This window comes from Microbacterium helvum (assembly GCF_014779795.1).
Lineage (GTDB): Bacteria > Actinomycetota > Actinomycetes > Actinomycetales > Microbacteriaceae > Microbacterium > Microbacterium helvum.
The window spans coordinates 104,112-121,043 of the sequence record NZ_JACXZS010000003.1; the positions used below are offsets into that span (position 1 = coordinate 104,112).

The following is a 16,932-nucleotide window of genomic DNA, read 5'->3' on the forward strand; positions in this document are numbered from 1 at the left end:
TCCGGCTGAGGAGCGTCTTGCGGTGACCCGCACCGACCGGCTCTACGCGCTCGTGGAAGAGCTGCGTGCCGCGGCACCCGCTCGACGCAGCGCGAGCTGGCTCGCGGGCCGGTTCGAGGTGAGCGTCCGCACGATCGAACGCGACATCAGCGCACTGCAGGCCTCGGGGGTGCCGATCTGGGCGGACGCCGGTCGCACCGGCGGCTACACGATCGACGCCCGCCACAGCCTGCCACCGCTCGGTCTGACCGTCGACGAGGCGTTCGCGGTCATGGTCGGGCTGGGGCAGCTGGCGACGAGCCCGTTCCAGGATGCCGCCCGCAGCGCAGCCCGGAAGGTCCGGGCCGTGATGCCCGACGAGGATGTGCGTCGCATCACCGCCCTCACCGATCGCGTCCATCTGCTCGAGGACGACGACCGCGCGGGTGCGCCGCGGCTGCTCGCGGACGCGCTGCGCAGCAGGAGCGTGCTGCGGATCCGCTACGCCGACGCGGGCGGCGCCGAGACCGCTCGTGAGATCGAGCCGCTGGGCTACATCGGCAAGGGGCTGGACTGGTACCTCGTCGCCTGGTGCCGCTTGCGCGGCGGCGTGCGCGCCTTCCGCGGCGACCGCGTCCTCGCCGTCGAGCCTACGGGGGAGCGACCGCCCGCGCGCGCCATCCGCGCGGAGGACCTCGAGATCCCGTACGGGCGCCTGCGTCCCCTCAGCGCGGAGTGACTCCGCACGGATCGGCGAAACACCGACATGACGGTGTCGCGAGCGCCATCCACTCTGGAAGCCGCAACCGATCCCAGAGAGGGCACCCATGCAGCTCGCATCCATCCGCATCATCACGCGCGACGTCGCACGACTCGCCGCGTTCTACGAGGGCGTCACCGGAGCCACCGCGACGTGGCCGGCACCTGTGTTCGCCGAGATCCGCACCGCGCGGGCGACGCTCGCCATCGGCGACATCACCACGATGGGCATGATCGCCGCGGACCTCGCCCACGGCCGGTCCTCAGGCGTCATCATCGAGTTCGAGGTCGACGACGTGGACGCGCAGTTCGGGCGGCTGCGCCTGGAGCCCGAGGCGATCGTGCTCGCCCCGACGACGATGCCGTGGGGCAACCGCTCCGCCGTCGTGCGCGATCCGGACGGCAATCTCGTCAACCTCTTCGCGCGACCCTGACGAAGGCTGCGGCATCCATCCCCCACTCCGGCGCTTCGCCGAACCAGGGGATCTGATCGCCGAGCCAGGGGGTCCGACGCGACACAGAGGACGCCGCCCTCGGTCTCGCCGCGAATCCCCTGTCTCGGCGAAGCAGGGGATTCCGGCGGCCGCGCGCGAGGGCGCGCGACGAGATCTCAGCCCTCGACGACCAGGCGATAGCCCATGCCGGACTCGGTCAGCAGATGCACGGGATGCCCGGGATCGGCCTCGAGCTTCTTGCGCAGCTGCGACATGTACAGGCGCAGATAGCCGGTGTCGGCGACCTGCTCGGTGCCCCAGATGTCTTTCAGCAGCGCCTGCCGGGTGACGAGCGAACCCGGGTTGCGGGCAAGGAACTCCAGGATCCGCCACTCGGTGGGCGTCAGATGCACGCGCTCGCCGCCGCGTGTGACGGTCTTGGTCGACAGGTCGATGACGACGTCGCCGAAGCTCACGACGGGAGCGGTGGATGCCGCGCCCGCCCGCCGCGAGAGCGCCCGCAGCCGCGCGAGCAGCTCGTCGATCTGGAACGGCTTGCTGACGTAGTCGTCGGCTCCGGCATCCAGCGCCTCGACCTTGTCGGCCGAGCCGGTGCGGCCGGAGACGACGATGATCGGCGCCCCGCTCCAGCCGCGCAGCGCCTCGATCACTTGGATGCCGTCGAGCCGCGGCATCCCGAGGTCGACCATGACGATGTCGGGGTTCTCTTTCGCGGCGAGGGCGACCGCCGCCACGCCGTCAGGTGCGGCGATCACCTCGTAGCCGTGGGCGGCGAGGGTGATGCGCAGGGCGCGGACGAGCTGCGGGTCGTCGTCGGCGATGAGGACCTTCACAGAGCGGCTCCGCTCGGGCGGGCGCTCTCCGCCACGGGCAGTGCGACGACCATGGTGAGTCCTCCTCCAGGCGTGTCCTCGGGGGTGAGCGTACCGCCCATGCCCTCGGTGAACCCCTTCGACAGGGCCAGCCCGAGTCCGAGCCCGGCCGTGTTGTCGGTGTCGCCGAGACGCTGGAAGGGCGTGAACATGTCGTCGCGGCGCTCAGGGGCGACCCCGGCGCCGTGGTCGACGATGCGGATCTCGGCGACGCGGCCCAGGTGACTCGTCGACACGCGCACGCGGGCCCCGGGCGGCGAGTGCCGTGCCGCGTTGGCCATGACGTTGACGAGCACGCGCTGCAGCAGCACCGGATCGGCGCGCACAGCCGGCATCTCGGGGTCGAGTGCGAGCTCGAACCGGTCTGGTCCGCCGCCCAGCTCGTCGAGCGCCGAGAGCACGATGCCGGCGCCGTCGACGTCGGCGAGCGACACCGCCAGCACTCCCGCCTCGACACGGCTGACGTCGAGCAGATCGGTCACGAGCGCCGACAGCGTCGCGAGCGACTCGTCGGCGGTGGCGACCAGCTCGGCGCGGTCCTCCGGCGACAGGTGCGGACCGGCGGCGCGCAGGCCGCCGACGGCAGCCACCGCGGCCGCGAGGGGACGGCGCAGATCGTGGCTCACCGCCGACAGCAGGGCGCTGCGCACCTGGTCGGTCTCGGCGAGCATGCCCGCCGCGCGGGCGGTGGCGGCGAGGTCCGTGTGCTCGAGGGCCGCGGCCAGCTGCGCCGCGACGGCGTCGACGAGGCGCCGCTCGGAGGCGTCCAGGGGGTGCCCGTGCAGCTCGAGGGTGGCCCGCGGGCTGCCGTCGATCGTGCGGCCGATCGCGACGGTCTCGTGCCGGCCGTCCCGCACCGGCTCGCCGTCGGTGGCGATGACGCCCCCGTCCGGGGCGATGAGGCGGACGCCCGCGAGGCCGAGCGACTCGCGGGTGCGGCTGACCATCGCGGGAACGGCGGATTCGCCGCGTAGCACGCTGCCGGCGACGTTCGCCAGCAGCTCGGCCTCGGCCTCGGACCGGCGTGCGGCGCGGGCGGCGCGGGCCGCGCGGTCGACCACGAAGCTCACCAGCACCGCGATCAGCACGTACAGGATGAGGGCCCACACGTTGCGAGGATCGGCGACCGACACCGTGTAGTACGGCGCGACGAAGAAGTAGTTGAGCGTGAAGGCCGACATGACCGCGGCGAACACGGCGGGCCAGATGCCGCCGACGAGCGAGACGAGCACCACCAGCAGCTGGTAGGCCAGCACATCGCTCGTGATGGTCTCTTCGCTGCGCAGCGACACGAGCATCAGCGTCAGCAGCGGACCGCCGACGAGGGCCAGTACGAACCCCAGCACGCGCCGCTTGACGCTCAGCGCACCGCCGCTCAGGCGGGGGAGCGTGAAGCGGTCGCCGGCCTCGGCGTGGGTGACGATGTGCACGTCGATGTCGCCGGACTCGCGCACCACGGTCGAGCCGATGCCGGGGCCGGTGAGCGCCGTGGCGAGGCGGCCCCGCCGGCTCACGCCGATCACGAGCTGGGTGGCATCCACCGACCGCGCGAACTCGACCAGCGATCGCGGCACGTCGTCGCCCACCACCTGGTGGTAGCTGCCGCCGAGCGACTCGACGAGCGCCCGCTGCGCGGTGAGCGCGGCGGGGTCGCCCGAGCGCAGCCCGTCCTGGCTCGACACGTGCACGGCCATCAGCTCGCCGCCGGCAGAGCGGGCGGCGATGCGGGCGCCCCGCCGCAGCAGCGTCTCGCCCTCGCCGCCACCGGTGAGCGCCACCACCACGCGCTCCCGCGCCTGCCACGTGCCCTCGATCCCGTGCTCGGCACGGTACGTCTTCAGCGCGCTGTCGACCTCGTCGGCCACCCACAGCAGCGCGAGTTCGCGGAGCGCCGTGAGGTTGCCCAGGCGGAAGTAGTTCGACAGCGCCGCATCGATGCGCTCCGCCGGGTAGACGAGCCCCGCCGACAGCCGGTCGCGCAGCGACGGCGGCGACAGGTCCACGACCTCGACCTGGTCGGCGCCTCGGACGACGGCATCCGGAACCGTCTCGCGCTGCGCGACGCCCGTGATCTGCTCGACCACGCCCCCCAGGGATTCGAGGTGCTGCACGTTGACCGTCGTGATGACGTCGATGCCGGCGTCGAGCAGGTCGTCGACGTCGCGCCAGCGCTTCGCGTGACGCAGCCCGGGAGCGTTGGTGTGCGCGAGTTCGTCGACGAGGGCGATCTCGGGATGCCGTTCCAGCACGCCTTCGACGTCCATCTCGGTCAGCTCCACCCCGCGGTGGACGACCGTCGTGCGCGGGACGACCGGCAGGCCGTCCAGCAGCGCGGCGGTCGCGGAGCGGCCATGCGTCTCGACCACCGCGATCACGACGTCGCGGCCGTCTTCGGCGAGACGGCGACCCTCTTCGAGCATCTCGTACGTCTTGCCGACGCCCGGCGCGGCGCCCAGCAGCACCCGCAGCCTGCCGCGCTTCATGTGGTCACCTTAGTTCCTCGTTCCCCTGTCGCATCCGGGTCCCCGGTGCGGACCATCTGTGACAGGGGAGCAGTGCGCGTTGAGAAGGGGGATGCCGCGGCCCGGGCCCGCATCATCGACCCAGCGCGTCCAGCGCGAGGTTGAGCTCGAGGACGTTCACGTGCGGGTCGCCGAGATACCCGAGGTCCCGCTGCTGGATGTGCGCCTCGACCACCTCGCGGACGGCCGCCTCGTCGAGCCCGCGGGCCGCCGCCACCCGCGGCAGCTGCAGCAGCGCGTAGGCGGGACTGATGTCGGGGTCGAGGCCCGACCCGGAGGTCGTGACGGCGTCGGCGGGGACCTGCGACGGGTCGACGCCCTCGCGCTCGGCGATCGCGGTGCGGCGCTCGTGGATCGCCGAGACCAGGTCGGGGTTCTCGGGGCCGAGGTTGGAGCCGCTGGACGCGCCGGCGTCGTACCCGGTGCTCCCGTCGGCGGTGGCCGCCGACGGGCGGGGCTGGAAGTACTGCGGCAGGGCGTCGCCGTCGGCGTCGAGGAAGGTCTGGCCGACGAGGGCGGAGCCGACGGTGTCGCCCGACCCGTTCTGCACCGGCGAGCCATCGGCCTGCCACGGCAGGGCGAGCTGCCCGATGCCGGTGACGAGCAGCGTGTAGCCGACGCCCAGCACGAGGGTGAAGACGAGCATCGCGCGCAGGGCGACGCCGGTGGTGCGGACGGTGGTCCGGGTGGTCATGGACACGATGTCTCCCGTCGGAGGGTCAGAAGCCGGGGATGAGGCTCACGACGAGGTCGATGAGGTTGATGCCGAGGAAGGGGGCGATCACGCCGCCGAGCCCGTAGACGAGCAGGTTGCGGCTGAGGATCTGCGAGGCGCTCGCTGCGCGGTAGGCGACGCCGCGCAGCGCCAGCGGGATGAGCACGACGATGATGATCGCGTTGAAGATGATCGCGCTCGTGACCGCGGATGCCGGCGAGCTGAGCTGCATGACGTTCAGCGCCGCGAGGCCCGGGAACACGCCCATGAACATCGCGGGGATGATCGCGAAGTACTTGGCGATGTCGTTCGCGAGCGAGAACGTCGTGAGCGCGCCCCGCGTGATGAGCAGCTGCTTGCCGATGCGGACGATGTCGATGAGCTTGGTCGGGTCGCTGTCGAGGTCGACCATGTTGCCGGCCTCTTTCGCGGCCGACGTGCCGGTGTTCATCGCCACGCCGACGTCGGCCTGGGCGAGCGCGGGCGCGTCGTTCGTGCCGTCGCCGGTCATCGCCACGAGGCGGCCTCCCGCCTGCTCCTTCTTGATGAGGGAGAGCTTGTCTTCGGGCGTCGCCTCGGCGAGGTAGTCGTCGACACCGGCCTCTTTCGCGATCGCGGCCGCGGTGAGCGGGTTGTCGCCGGTGATCATCACGGTGCGGATGCCCATCGCCCGAAGCTCGTCGAACCGCTCGCGCAGGCCGTCCTTCACGATGTCCTTGAGGTGCACGACGCCCAGCACGACCCCGCGGCCTTCGGCTACCGACTCGGCGAGGTTCGCGAACAGCACGGTCAACCCAGCCAGACCGCGATGCCCCACGTGAAGCCGAACGGCACGGTGGTGCCGCCGGATTGCTCGGCGCCGCCGAGGAACGGCTCGGCGATCGCGATGACGGTGGTGAGGGCGGCGCCGACCCACACCAGGAACATGACCGGGTTGCGCCAGAGGGCCGCGGGATTCAGCTTGCGCAGCGCTCCGGGGAGCGCCGCCCACAGCTGCGCGGCGCTGAACGCGCGCGACGACGGCTTCGGAGGCGTGACCTCGACCGAGCCCGAGACAGGTGTGCCGGCCGGAGTGAGAGTGGACATGGACATGTTCAGACGAGACCTTCCGCCAGGGGACCCAGCGTGAGCACGGGGAAGTAGGTGAGTGCGGTGATGATCACCGAGACGACGGCGAGCAGGCCGACGAACTGCGGACGGTGCGTCGGGAGCGTCCCGGCGTTGGAGGGCGTGGACTCCTGAGCGGCCAGCGAGCCGGCGAGAGCGAGCGCCAGCACGATCGGGATGAAGCGCCCGAGCAGCATCGCGACGCCGAGTGCCGTGTTCAGCCAGGGCGTGTTCGCGGCGAGTCCCGCGAACGCCGAGCCGTTGTTGTTCGCCGCCGACGTGAAGGCGTAGAGCACCTCGCTCAGGCCGTGGACGCCCGGGTTCCAGATCGACGTCGCCTCGACATCGGCGCGGATCGCGGGGATGCCGAAGCTCAGCGCCGTGCCTGCCAGCACCAGGGTGGGCGTCACGAGGATGTACAGGCTGGCGAGCTTGATCTGCGTCGGCCCGATCTTCTTGCCGAGGTATTCGGGTGTGCGACCGACGAGGAGCCCGCCGACGAACACCGCGATGACCGCGAGCACGAGCATGCCGTACAGGCCCGAGCCGACGCCGCCGGGGGCGATCTCGCCGAGCATCATGTTGATCATCGGGATCATGCCGCCGAGAGGCGTGTACGAGTCGTGCATCGAGTTGACCGCGCCGGTGCTCGTGAGAGTGGTCGCGCCGGCGAAGAGCGTCGAGCCCCAGATGCCGTACCGCACCTCCTTGCCCTCCATGGCGGAGCCCGCCAGCTGCGGGGCGGTGCCGAGGCCCAGAGACTCGAGCCACGTCACGGCCGCGATCGAGACGATCGCGATCGACCCCATGACGGCGAGGATCGCGTAGCCCTGGCGGTCGTAGCCGACCATGCGGCCGAAGGCGCGAGGAAGCGCTACCGGGATCGCGAGGATCAGCAGGATCTCCAGCACGTTCGACCACGGCGTGGGGTTCTCGAACGGGTGGGCCGAGTTGGCGTTGAAGAAGCCGCCGCCGTTGGTGCCGAGGAGCTTGATCGCCTCTTGGCTCGCGACCGGGCCGCCGGGGATCGACTGCGTGCCGCCGGAGACCGTCGTCACGTCGGTGAAGCCGGCGAAGTTCTGCACGACACCCGCGGCGACGAGCGCGATCGCCGCGACCAGCGCCAGCGGCAGCAGCAGCCGGATCACCGCGCGGGCGAGGTCGACCCAGAAGTTGCCGATCGTCGAGGCGCCGCGCCGGGCGAATCCGCGCACGAGGGCGACGGCGACGGCGATGCCGACGGCCGCCGAGACGAAGTTCTGCACCGCGAGGCCCGCGAGCTGCACCGTGTGCCCCATCGTGAGTTCGGGGGAGTAGGACTGCCAGTTCGTGTTGGCGACGAACGAGGCCGCCGTGTTGAACGCCAGCCCCTCGGGCACCGCCGGAAGGCCCAGCGAGTAGGGCAGCACCGCCTGGAAGCGCTGCAGCGCGTACACGAACAGCACACCCACGAGTGAGAACGCGAGCACGCCGCGGGCGTACGCCTGCCAGGTCTGCTGCGAGCGGGGGTCGACGCCGACGAGCCGGTACAGGCCGCGCTCGACGCGCCAGTCCTTCTCAGAGGTGAACACACGGGCGATCCAGTCGCCGAGGGGCCGATACAGCAGCGCGAGGATCAGCAGGACGGTGGCGATCTGAAGGATGCCGGTGGTGATGGTTGCGGCATCCATCAGAACTTCTCCGGCTTCACGAGGGCGATCACGAGATAGACGACCGCGGCGAGGCCGAGCGCGGCCGCAAGGAGCGAGAAGGCGATCATCCCCACTCCCCTCCACGCATCGCTCCGCGCTGCGCGGAGCCTCCGGAGCGTGGGCCCAGCTTCTCCGCCCCCTTCGCGATCAGCCCGACGAGCGCGAACAGCGCGAGCGTCAGGGCGAGGTAGATGACATCGAGCACAGGGACTCCCGGTTGACTTCCGCCCGCGGTGCAGCGGGCGCGGGATCGATGCAACTCCCCGATGGATGCTGTCAGCCCGGTCCTCACGGAATACGAACGCCCCCGCGCCCATGCTCACGCGACGCTGACGCGACGCTGACGCCGGGCGACGGTCAGGGCCGTCTCGGCCGTTGAGTGAGCGATGCAGCTACCGGTCTTCGACCACGACTCCCGGGAGGTCTCCGAACCGTGCGTTGGCATCGCGGCTCACGATCATGCGGCCGGATTCAGCAGCATGAGCAGCGATGATCAGGTCGTGCGCCCCCCGGGCGCGACCGAGCCGATGAGTATGCGCCAGCAGGCGGGCGTGCTCCGCAGCGGTGGCCGTGGTGTAGTCGAGCACGTCCACGGTGTCGACGACCGCATCGACGAACCGTGCCCGCGCCGCCGCCTGCGCTACAGTCGCCGCCAGTTCGATCCCGACGCGGAACTCGGCGACGGTCACCGCCGCGACGGCGACTTCATCGTCGTCGAAGGCGGTTCGGTCGATGCTGCCTCGCTCGAACGCGATGAGGACGTTCGTGTCGAGGATCAGCCTTCGTGCCACGGATCCCGCCAGTCGCCCGTGACTGCATCACGTGCCGCCGCGACGTCGGCCTCGAACGCGTCGTCGAGCGGTGGCAGGGCATCGAGCGCCAGCCGAAGGTCGCGTCCTGTGCGCCGACGGGCAGGCCCGATCTCGGCGATCGGCCGGTTCCCGCGCGTGATCGTGACCGCCTCGCCCCGCTCGACCGCGTCCAGGAGCGCCGAGAAGTTGCGGGACGCCTCGGTCGCCGACATGGTGCTCATGCGACCATTCTATATCTGATTATCAGATTAGGTCGGACGGGTCGCGGTCAGGCGCGGCTCAGGGCATCCTCGAAGGCGACCCACGCGAGCATCGCGCACTTCACGCGCGCGGTGTACTTCGACACCCCCGACAGCGCGGCCGCGTCGCCGAACACCTCTTCGTCCAGCGGCAGCTCGCCGCGCGAGCGCAGCGCCTCGCGGAAGCCCTCGATGAGAGTGGATGCCTCGGCCCGCGGCATCCGTCCCTCCTCCTCCAGCAGCGACACGAGCATCGACGCGGACGCCTGCGAGATCGAGCAGCCGGCGCCGTCCCACGTGACCTCGGCGACCTCGGAGCCGTCGTCGGTGACGCGCACGCGCAGGGTGATCTCGTCGCCGCAGATCGGGTTGCGCTGGTGCGAGGTCGCGGTGTGCGCGGCCTCGTCGGCGAGGCCCTTGCCGTGCGGGCGCTTGGAGTGATCGAGGATGAGCTCCTGGTAGAGCGATTCGAGGCCGGTCATGCGCTGACTCCGAAGAACGAGCGGACGCCCGACAGCGCATCGAGGAAGACGTCGACGTCGTCCGCGGTGTTGTAGACCGACGTGGAGGCCCGCACCGTCGCCGTCAGACCGAACCGGCGGTGCAGCGGCTGGGCGCAGTGGTGCCCGACGCGCACGGCGACCCCGCGCGCGTCGAGGAACTGGCCGACGTCGTGCGCGTGCACGCCGTCGACGTCGAACGCCCAGAGGCCGACGCGCTCGGCGTCCGGCGCGTCGCCCAGCAGCCGGATCCCGGGCAGGGCGCGCAGCCCCTCGCCCATGCGCGCCTCGAGCGCCTTCTCGTGCGCGTGCACGGCAGGCATGCCGAGCCGGTCGAGGTAGCGGACGGCCGCGGCCAGCGCGATCGCCTGCGACACCGGCTGCGTGCCGGCCTCGAAGCGCTGCGGCGGCGGAAGGTACTCGGCCTCGTCGAGCGTGACGGTGGTGATCATCGAGCCGCCGGTGAGGAACGGCGGCAACGCCTCGAGCACGTCGGCGCGGCCGTACAGGCCGCCCACTCCGTACGGCCCCAGCATCTTGTGACCCGAGAACACCGCGAGGTCGACGCCGAGCGCGGGCAGATCGAGCGGCAGGTGCGGCGCCGACTGGCACGCGTCGAGGACGGTCACCGCGCCGACGGACTGCGCCAGCGCGACGAGCTCGGTCACGGGGTTCACGATGCCCAGCACGTTCGACACATGCGTGAACGCCACGACGCGCGTGCGCTCGCCGATGATCCCGGCGGCGGCATCGAGGTCGAGGGTGCCGTCGTCGTGCACGGGAATGTGGCGCAGCACGGCGCCGGTGCGGGTCGCGAGCTCCTGCCACGGGATGAGGTTCGCGTGGTGCTCGATCTCGGTCACGACGATCTCATCGCCCGGCCGCAGCGCGAAGCGCGCGCTCTCAGGGGCGCCTCGGCCCACCGACGCGTTGCCGATCGCGTACGCGGCGAGGTTCAGCCCCGCCGTCGCGCCGCTCGTCCACACCAGCTGCTCGGGCGGTGCGCCCACGAATCCGGCGACCGTGGTGCGGGCGTCCTCGAACAGCTCGGTGGCCTCGGCCGCGAGCGTGTGGGCACCGCGGTGCACGGCGGAGTTCGCGCGTGTCAGGAAGGCGACCTCGGCGTCGATGACCGCCTGCGGCTTCTGACTCGTCGCACCGGAGTCGAGGTAGACCAGGCGCTGCCCGTTGACGTGCTCGCCCAGGATCGGGAAGTCGGCGCGGACCGCGTCCAGGTCGAGCGCGGTGGCAGGGACGGGTGCAGAGCTCACCCCTCAAGGCTACGCGGGATGCTGCCGGCCGGGGCCGCCGGCATCCATCTCCGCGGGCGTGAGCCGCCGCACTTGGGCGTGGGGCGCCGCAGTCTGGACGCGGGTGTGTGGCGTCTCGTGCGGATGTGTCGCGTATCGCCGGGATGGGATGCTGCCGACCGGGGCCGTCGGGTCGGCCGGGGCCGCCGGCATCCACTCCCCGCCGACGGCGGGTCAGACCTCGCGCGAGGCCTCGGCGCCCTCGCTCGGCGCGGGCGGTCCGGCCGGACGGACAGCGCGGCGGCCCCGGCTCTCGACGGCGGGGACGGCGTGCTGGCCGCCGCGCCCGGCGCGGTCGTCGCCCGGCAGCCCGCGCGAGCGGCGGCCGTAGATGAGCTCGGACGAGTCGAGCAGCCACGGCACGAGCGTGATCGAGACGCCGTGAACGAGCATGAGCTGCTGCGCGATGCGGCGCGCGCGGCGGTTGTGCAGCAGGCCCTCCCACCAGTGCCCGACGATGTACTGCGGCAGGTACACGGTCACCACCGACGAGCCGTGCTCCTCGCGGTACTTGCGCACCCACTCGGCGATGGGCCCGGCGTACGTGCGGTAGGGCGACTCGATGATCTTCAGCGGGATCGGCATGCGATGCTTGCGCCACTCGGCCTCGATGGCCTCGGTGTCGTCCTTCGAGACCGCGATGTGCACGGCGAAGGTCTTGTCGTGCTTGGCGGCCAGGGCGTAGTCGACGGCCTTCACGACCGGTTTCTGCAGCTTGTTGACGAGGATGATCGCGACGTCTCCCGACGAGCCGAAATGGGTCTGGTCGTCCATCTCGATCTCGTGCTCGACATCGCGGTAGTACCGGTGCACGCCGACCATGAGGAACGACAGCACCGGGATGGCCAGGAACACCAGCCACGCGCCGTGCGTGAACTTCGTGATCGTCACGATGACGAGCACGGATGCCGTCATGGTGGCGCCGAGCGAATTGATGAACAGGCCCTTGCGCAGGCCGAACAGCTCGCTGCGCACGCTCTGCGAGCTGCGCTGATCCGGCGGCAGCTTGCCGATCTGACGGATGCCGCGGGTCCAGTGCCGGATCATGCCGATCTGGCCCAGCGTGAACGACACGAACACGCCGATGATGTACAGCTGGATCAGGTTGGTGAGGTTCGCCTGGTAGACGATAAGCACGCCGATGGCGACGAGGCCGAGGATGATCATGCCGTTCGAGTACACCAGGCGGTCGCCGCGGGTGTTCAGCGCCTTCGGGGCGTAGCCGTCGCGCGCCAGCACCGAGCCGAGCAACGGGAACCCGTTGAACGCGGTGTTGGCCGCCAGCAGCAGCACGACCGCGGTCGCCGCCTGGATGATGAAGAACGGGATGGAGTTCATGCCGAACACCGCCGCCGACACCTGCGCCATGAGGCTCGGCTGCGGGTTGCTGCAGTCGAAGCCGATCAGGTCGCACGGGTTCTCGGCATAGTGCACGCCGGCCACCAGCGCGATCGCGGTGAGACCGGCGAACAGCAGGATCGCGATGCCGCCCATCATCGCGAGCGTCGTCTGCGCATTGCGCACCTTCGGCCGGCGGAACGCCTGCACCCCGTTCGAGACCGCCTCGACGCCGGTGAGCGCCGAACAGCCGCTGGAGAAGGCCCGCAGCACGAGCAGGATGACGGCCGCCTGCGTGAGGCTCTGCGTCTCGACGGAGTACTGGGCGCTCGACGCGACCGGCGCATTGCCCGTCACGATCTCGAAGAGACCCACGACGATCATCACGCCGACCGAGCCGATGAAGATGTACGTCGGGATCGCGAAGGCGGTCGAGGCTTCCCGGACGCCGCGCAGGTTGACCACGACGATGAGGATGACAAAGCCGACCGCGAGCTCCACGCGCCACGGGTTCAGCACCGGCAGTGCCGAGATGATGTTGTCGACGCCGGACGCGACCGACACCGCGACCGTCAGCACGTAGTCGACGAGAAGAGCCGACGCCACGATGACGCCGGGGATCTCACCGAGGTTCTTGCGCGCCACCTCGTAATCGCCGCCGCCGGACGGGTACGCCTTGATCAGCTGGCGATAGCTGATCACCACGACGATCAGCAGCACGATCACCGCCACGGCGACCCACGGCGCGAAGGCCAGGAACGCGAGCCCTCCGGTCATCAGGATCAGCAGCAGCTCCTGTGGCGCGTACGCGACCGACGACAGGGCGTCCGACGCGAAGATCGGCAGCGCCCGCTTCTTCGGAAGCAGGTGCTCGTCGGAGTCCGTGGAGGCCAGCGGATCCCCCAGGATGAGGCGCTTCGCGATCGGCGCCTCATCGACCGACTGCTCGCGGCTTTCGTTCGTCACGGCGGGCGATGTTACCCGCATGAAAACCGTGAGGACGCATCCATACGGCCATCCTCACGGAATCCATGCGGCCCCCTCCTCTGAGAGACTCAAAGCGTGGGTGAACAGGTCATTCTGGGGGTGCTCGCGATCGTCGCCGGCCTCGTCGCCGGGGTGCTGCTGTTCGTGCCCTTCGTCGCCCTCAGCTATCGTCGCCGCGGCGGCTTCGGCGTCGGCAGATTCGTGCTGTGGGGCGCCGCGCTGGTGTACGTGATGGCGATCTGGACGTACACCCTGCTGCCGCTGCCCGACCCCGACGCGATCCGCTGCGCCGGCGTCAACCTCGACGTGTGGGCGTTCGTCGGCGAGGTGCGCGGCGCCATCTCGAGCCCCGGGCGCACCCTCACCGACCCGGCCGTACTGCAGCTGCTGCTGAATGTCGTGCTGTTCGTGCCGCTCGGCTTCTTCGTACGCGTGCTGGGTGGCCGCGGCATCCCCACGGCGCTGCTCGCCGGGCTCGGCGTCTCGGCGTTCATCGAGACCACGCAGCTCACCGGAGTGTGGGGGTTGTACCCGTGCGCCTACCGCGTGTTCGACGTCGACGATCTGCTGACCAATACGCTCGGCGCCCTGGTCGGGTCGGTGCTGGCGCTGGGCGTGCCACGCCGTCACTGGGGCACGCCGAAGTTCGCCGACGCCGAGTCGCCGCGCCCGATCACGCGTCGTCGCCGCTTCCTCGCGATGCTGTGCGACGTGCTCGCCGCGTGGGTGCTGGGCGCTGCGGTCGCGATCGGGTTCCAGCTGCTGCTGTACGCCCTCGGCGCCGATCGGGCGGTACGCGACGGCACCGCCGCGACGGTGGTGGCCGGTGCCGTGCCGATCGCCGTGTGGCTCGTCGTCACGCTCGCCACCGGACGCACGATCGGCGACCACGCCGTGCAGCTGCGGTACACCGGCGGGCCGCTGCCCGTCGGTCTGGCCAGGCCGCTGCGGTTCCTCGGCGGCATCGGCGGCTACCTGCTGCTGAGTGCCCTGCCCGGTGCGTGGGGCCTCGTCACCGGCACCTTCGCGCTCGTCTCGGCCGTGCTCGTGCTGACCACCGACGATCGCCGCGGCCTCCCCGGCATCGTGTCGGGCCAGCGCCTGGTGGACGCCCGCGAGCCCGTCGAGCCCTTCGAGAGCTGAGTGGATGCCGGCGGCCTCGGCCGCTCGTCAGCCCCTGCTCGCCCCGCGGAGCGACGAAGGAGCGAAGACGAAGCGCCTGTGCCGACGGTCGGCGCGGGCCGCCGGCATCCGCCGACTACTCGGCAGCCGACCCCAGGAACTCGCGCGCGGCGACCACGAGCGCGTCGACGCCGCGGCTCAGCGTCGGCTGGATCACCGGCGCGAAGAACGGCGAGTGGTTCGTGGGGATGTCGTGCTCGACCGTGCCCGCGGCGAACGCCTTCGCGAACGCCTCGGGGTCGACGCCTCCCCAGAACCAGTAGACGAGCGGCACGCCGGCCTCGCGGGCGAACCACGAGACGTCCTCGCTGCCGGTGAACATGCCCGGGTCGATGACGGTGCCGGCACCGAAGGCGGTGCCGAACGCGCCGGTCAGACGGGTGGTGGCGTCGACATCGTTGATCGTCGGCGGCAGGGTGTGGTCGGTGACGATCACCGGCGGCTCCTCGGCGCCCGAGGCCTGCGCCTCGGCGCGCACGATGCGCTCGACCTTCTCGAGCACGCGGGCGCGGGCCTCGTCGTCGGGGTAGCGCAGGCTCAGCTCGAGCTTGGCCTCCGCCGGGATGATGTTGTTCTTGAGGCCCGCGTGGATCGAGCCCACGGTGACGACCGCGACATCGCGCGGGTCCACCTCGCGCGACACGATCGTCTGCAGCCGCATGACGGTGGCGGCCGCCATGACGACCGGGTCGATCGTCGCCTGCGGGCGCGAACCGTGGCCGCCGCGGCCGTGCAGGGTCACGGTGAGCCCGTCGGAGGCCGCCATCTGCGTGCCGCTGCGCACCCCGATGGTGCCGGCAGGCAGCGGCGTGACGTGCTGGCCGAGCACGATATCGGGCTTCGGGAACCGGTCGAGCACGCCGTCGGCGATCATCGCCTGCGCGCCCGAGCCGTACTCCTCGGCCGGCTGGAAGACGACGACCACGGTGCCCGACCACTCGTCGGTCGTCGCGACCAGGCGCTCCAGTGCGCCCAGCATCGCGGTGACGTGCATGTCGTGGCCGCACGCGTGCATGACGGGCACGTCGTTGCCGGCAGGGTCGGTGCCGCGCGCGGTGCTGGCGTACTCCAGTCCGGTCTGCTCGGGCACCGGGAGCGCGTCCATGTCGGCGCGCAGCCACACCACGGGGCCCTCGCCGTTGCGGATCACGCCCGCGACGCCGGTCTTGCCGATGCCCTCTTCGTACTCGATCCCGAGGTCGGTCAGGTGCTGCGCGATCACCCCCGCCGTACGCGTCTCTTGGAACGACAGCTCCGGGTGCCGGTGCAGATCGATGTACAGCGCTTCGAGGTCGATCGTCATGACCCGAGCCTAGCCCCGAGGCATCCGCACCTCCGGCTCGGAATGAATCGGTTCACTTGCGCTGTTTGTACACGAAACCGCGGCGCGGGCGTACAAACAGCGCAAGTGAACCAGGGGGTGGTGCGGCGGCGTGCGGCGTCAGCCGGGCAGCCGCGCCGTCGAACCGCGCACGATCAGCTCGAACGGCAGTTCGCCGGGGCGGTGCGTGGGCGCCTCGTCGTCGGCCGCTTCGAGCGCCCCGAGGATCGCCTCGGCCGCGCGCTCGCCCTGGCCCATCGGGAACTGGTCGACCGTCGTCAGCCGGAAGAACTCGCCCAGTTCGTGGCCGTCGATGCCGATCACCGAGAGGTCCTCGGGCACGCGGTAACCGAGGTCGCGGGCGGCCAGCAGCGCGCCGATCGCCATCTCGTCGGAGGCCGCGAAGATGGCGGTCGGGCGACCGCCGGGCTTGCCGAGCAGCTGCTTGGCGGCGCGGAATCCGCCCTCGATCGTGAAGTCGGCCGGCTCGAAGAGCGACGGGATGACCTCGATGCCCGCATCCGCAAGTGCCTGCTCGAAGCCCTGTCGCCGCTGCGTGGGGATGTGGAAGTCGATGTCGAACTCGGGGCTGGCCCCGATGTGCGCGATCTCGCGGTGGCCGAGCGCCAGCAGGTGCTCGGTGGCCAGGCGCGCGACGGCGACGTCGTCGACGGTCAGCGTCGTGAGCAGGGGGTTCGGGCCGCCGATCGCGATCACGGGCAGGTCGAGCTCGACCAGCCGCTCGGTCTCTTCGGCACCGAGCTCCAGCGAGATCGCGATCACGCCGTCGACCCGCCCGCGGCGCAGGAACGTGTCGAAGACGTCATGCCGTTCAGCGCGGTCGGCGGTCAGGCTGTAGAGCGTGATGTCGTAGCCGCGGCGCATGAGCGCCGACGCGATGCCGCTCAGCACCGTCGAGAAGAACCAGCGGTCGAGGAACGGCACCAGCACGCCGATGTTGCGCGTCCGGCCCGAGGCGAGGCTCGAGGCCGACGCCGACACGACGTACCCCAGGTCCTTCGCGGCCGCCTCGACCTTCGCCTTCGCGCCGGCCGAGACGTGGCCGCGCCCGCTGAGCGCGCGCGAGACGGTCGCCGTCGAGACGCCCGCCGCGCGGGCGACCTCGTCGATGCTGACCACGTC

General features: G+C 71.2%; 17 protein-coding genes and 1 pseudogene. 3 read left to right on the plus strand and 15 right to left on the minus strand.

From position 1 onward, the window contains the following. The first annotated feature begins 22 nt into the window (after positions 1-22). A complete protein-coding gene (locus IF188_RS05785; protein ID WP_191170844.1) occupies positions 23-718 on the plus strand; it encodes a helix-turn-helix transcriptional regulator in 696 nt (231 codons plus the stop codon). 88 nt (positions 719-806) lie between these two features. Next, positions 807-1,172 (plus strand): VOC family protein, encoded by a 366-nt coding sequence (locus tag IF188_RS05790; RefSeq protein ID WP_191170845.1) that lies wholly within the window; start codon positions 807-809, stop codon positions 1,170-1,172. 176 nt (positions 1,173-1,348) lie between these two features. On the opposite strand, the gene IF188_RS05795 is transcribed toward IF188_RS05790, so the two are convergent. From IF188_RS05795 to IF188_RS05850, 13 genes and pseudogenes are all read right to left on the minus strand, one after another. Further along, positions 1,349-2,026 carry a response regulator gene (locus tag IF188_RS05795; RefSeq protein ID WP_191170846.1) on the minus strand — a complete coding sequence of 226 codons (678 nt, stop codon included), beginning with the start codon at positions 2,024-2,026 and terminating at the stop codon, positions 1,349-1,351. Beyond that, a complete protein-coding gene (locus tag IF188_RS05800) occupies positions 2,023-4,548 on the minus strand; it encodes a sensor histidine kinase (RefSeq protein WP_191170847.1) in 2,526 nt (841 codons plus the stop codon). Before IF188_RS05800 ends, IF188_RS05795 begins: the two co-directional genes overlap by 4 nt. Before the next feature lie 112 nt (positions 4,549-4,660). Further along, positions 4,661-5,281: a potassium-transporting ATPase subunit KdpC gene (kdpC, locus tag IF188_RS05805; RefSeq protein ID WP_191170848.1), complete on the minus strand. Its 621-nt coding sequence runs from the start codon at positions 5,279-5,281 to the stop codon at positions 4,661-4,663. Positions 5,282-5,306: 25 nt separating this feature from the next. Beyond that, positions 5,307-6,053, minus strand: a pseudogene (locus tag IF188_RS05810) (HAD-IC family P-type ATPase); the annotation flags it as partial. A gap of 38 nt (positions 6,054-6,091) precedes the next feature. Next, complete coding sequence (locus IF188_RS20655) at positions 6,092-6,394, minus strand: hypothetical protein (protein WP_396652742.1); 303 nt, start codon at positions 6,392-6,394, stop codon at positions 6,092-6,094. 2 nt (positions 6,395-6,396) lie between these two features. Continuing rightward, complete coding sequence (gene kdpA / locus IF188_RS05815) at positions 6,397-8,079, minus strand: potassium-transporting ATPase subunit KdpA (RefSeq protein ID WP_191170849.1); 1,683 nt, start codon at positions 8,077-8,079, stop codon at positions 6,397-6,399. After that, entirely contained in the window at positions 8,079-8,168 is a 90-nt protein-coding gene (locus tag IF188_RS05820) for a potassium-transporting ATPase subunit F (RefSeq protein ID WP_191170850.1), read from the minus strand. The genes kdpA and IF188_RS05820 overlap by 1 nt, the downstream gene beginning before the upstream one ends. Next, positions 8,165-8,305: a hypothetical protein gene (locus IF188_RS05825; RefSeq protein WP_191170851.1), complete on the minus strand. Its 141-nt coding sequence runs from the start codon at positions 8,303-8,305 to the stop codon at positions 8,165-8,167. The genes IF188_RS05820 and IF188_RS05825 overlap by 4 nt, the downstream gene beginning before the upstream one ends. A 187-nt stretch (positions 8,306-8,492) precedes the next feature. Beyond that, positions 8,493-8,891, minus strand: coding sequence for a PIN domain-containing protein (locus IF188_RS05830; RefSeq protein ID WP_191170852.1), 399 nt, complete (start codon positions 8,889-8,891; stop codon positions 8,493-8,495). Next, entirely contained in the window at positions 8,876-9,133 is a 258-nt protein-coding gene (locus tag IF188_RS05835) for a type II toxin-antitoxin system Phd/YefM family antitoxin (RefSeq protein WP_191170853.1), read from the minus strand. Before IF188_RS05835 ends, IF188_RS05830 begins: the two co-directional genes overlap by 16 nt. Positions 9,134-9,180: 47 nt before the next feature. Then, on the minus strand, positions 9,181-9,633 hold the full coding sequence (sufU, locus tag IF188_RS05840; protein ID WP_191170854.1) for a Fe-S cluster assembly sulfur transfer protein SufU: 453 nt from the start codon (positions 9,631-9,633) through the stop codon (positions 9,181-9,183). After that, positions 9,630-10,922 (minus strand): SufS family cysteine desulfurase, encoded by a 1,293-nt coding sequence (locus tag IF188_RS05845; protein WP_191170855.1) that lies wholly within the window; start codon positions 10,920-10,922, stop codon positions 9,630-9,632. Before IF188_RS05845 ends, sufU begins: the two co-directional genes overlap by 4 nt. 213 nt (positions 10,923-11,135) lie before the next feature. After that, the gene (locus IF188_RS05850; protein ID WP_191170856.1) at positions 11,136-13,286 is read right to left on the minus strand and encodes an APC family permease; all 2,151 of its coding nucleotides are present in this window, start codon (positions 13,284-13,286) and stop codon (positions 11,136-11,138) included. A 75-nt stretch (positions 13,287-13,361) separates the two neighbouring features. On the opposite strand from IF188_RS05850, the gene IF188_RS05855 reads away from it, so the two are divergent. After that, a complete protein-coding gene (locus tag IF188_RS05855; RefSeq protein WP_191170857.1) occupies positions 13,362-14,429 on the plus strand; it encodes a VanZ family protein in 1,068 nt (355 codons plus the stop codon). Positions 14,430-14,544: 115 nt separating this feature from the next. Here the strand turns inward: IF188_RS05855 and IF188_RS05860 are convergent, their stop codons facing one another. Continuing rightward, the gene (locus tag IF188_RS05860) at positions 14,545-15,771 is read right to left on the minus strand and encodes an amidohydrolase (RefSeq protein ID WP_191170858.1); all 1,227 of its coding nucleotides are present in this window, start codon (positions 15,769-15,771) and stop codon (positions 14,545-14,547) included. Between the two features lie 138 nt (positions 15,772-15,909). Further along, complete coding sequence (locus IF188_RS05865; RefSeq protein ID WP_191170859.1) at positions 15,910-16,929, minus strand: LacI family DNA-binding transcriptional regulator; 1,020 nt, start codon at positions 16,927-16,929, stop codon at positions 15,910-15,912. Positions 16,930-16,932 lie beyond the last annotated feature (3 nt).

Excerpts from the sequence above, each read along its gene's own strand:
- IF188_RS05790 (WP_191170845.1), top strand. The coding sequence starts at position 807 with ATGCAGCTCGCATCCATCCGCATCATCACGCGCGACGTCGCACGACTC.
- IF188_RS05800 (WP_191170847.1), bottom strand. The coding sequence starts at position 4,548 with ATGAAGCGCGGCAGGCTGCGGGTGCTGCTGGGCGCCGCGCCGGGCGTC.
- kdpC (WP_191170848.1), bottom strand. The coding sequence starts at position 5,281 with ATGACCACCCGGACCACCGTCCGCACCACCGGCGTCGCCCTGCGCGCG.
- IF188_RS20655 (WP_396652742.1), bottom strand. The coding sequence starts at position 6,394 with ATGTCCATGTCCACTCTCACTCCGGCCGGCACACCTGTCTCGGGCTCG.
- kdpA (WP_191170849.1), bottom strand. The coding sequence starts at position 8,079 with ATGGATGCCGCAACCATCACCACCGGCATCCTTCAGATCGCCACCGTC.
- IF188_RS05820 (WP_191170850.1), bottom strand. The coding sequence starts at position 8,168 with ATGATCGCCTTCTCGCTCCTTGCGGCCGCGCTCGGCCTCGCCGCGGTC.
- IF188_RS05835 (WP_191170853.1), bottom strand. The coding sequence starts at position 9,133 with ATGAGCACCATGTCGGCGACCGAGGCGTCCCGCAACTTCTCGGCGCTC.
- sufU (WP_191170854.1), bottom strand. The coding sequence starts at position 9,633 with ATGACCGGCCTCGAATCGCTCTACCAGGAGCTCATCCTCGATCACTCC.
- IF188_RS05850 (WP_191170856.1), bottom strand. The coding sequence starts at position 13,286 with ATGCGGGTAACATCGCCCGCCGTGACGAACGAAAGCCGCGAGCAGTCG.
- IF188_RS05860 (WP_191170858.1), bottom strand. The coding sequence starts at position 15,771 with ATGACGATCGACCTCGAAGCGCTGTACATCGATCTGCACCGGCACCCG.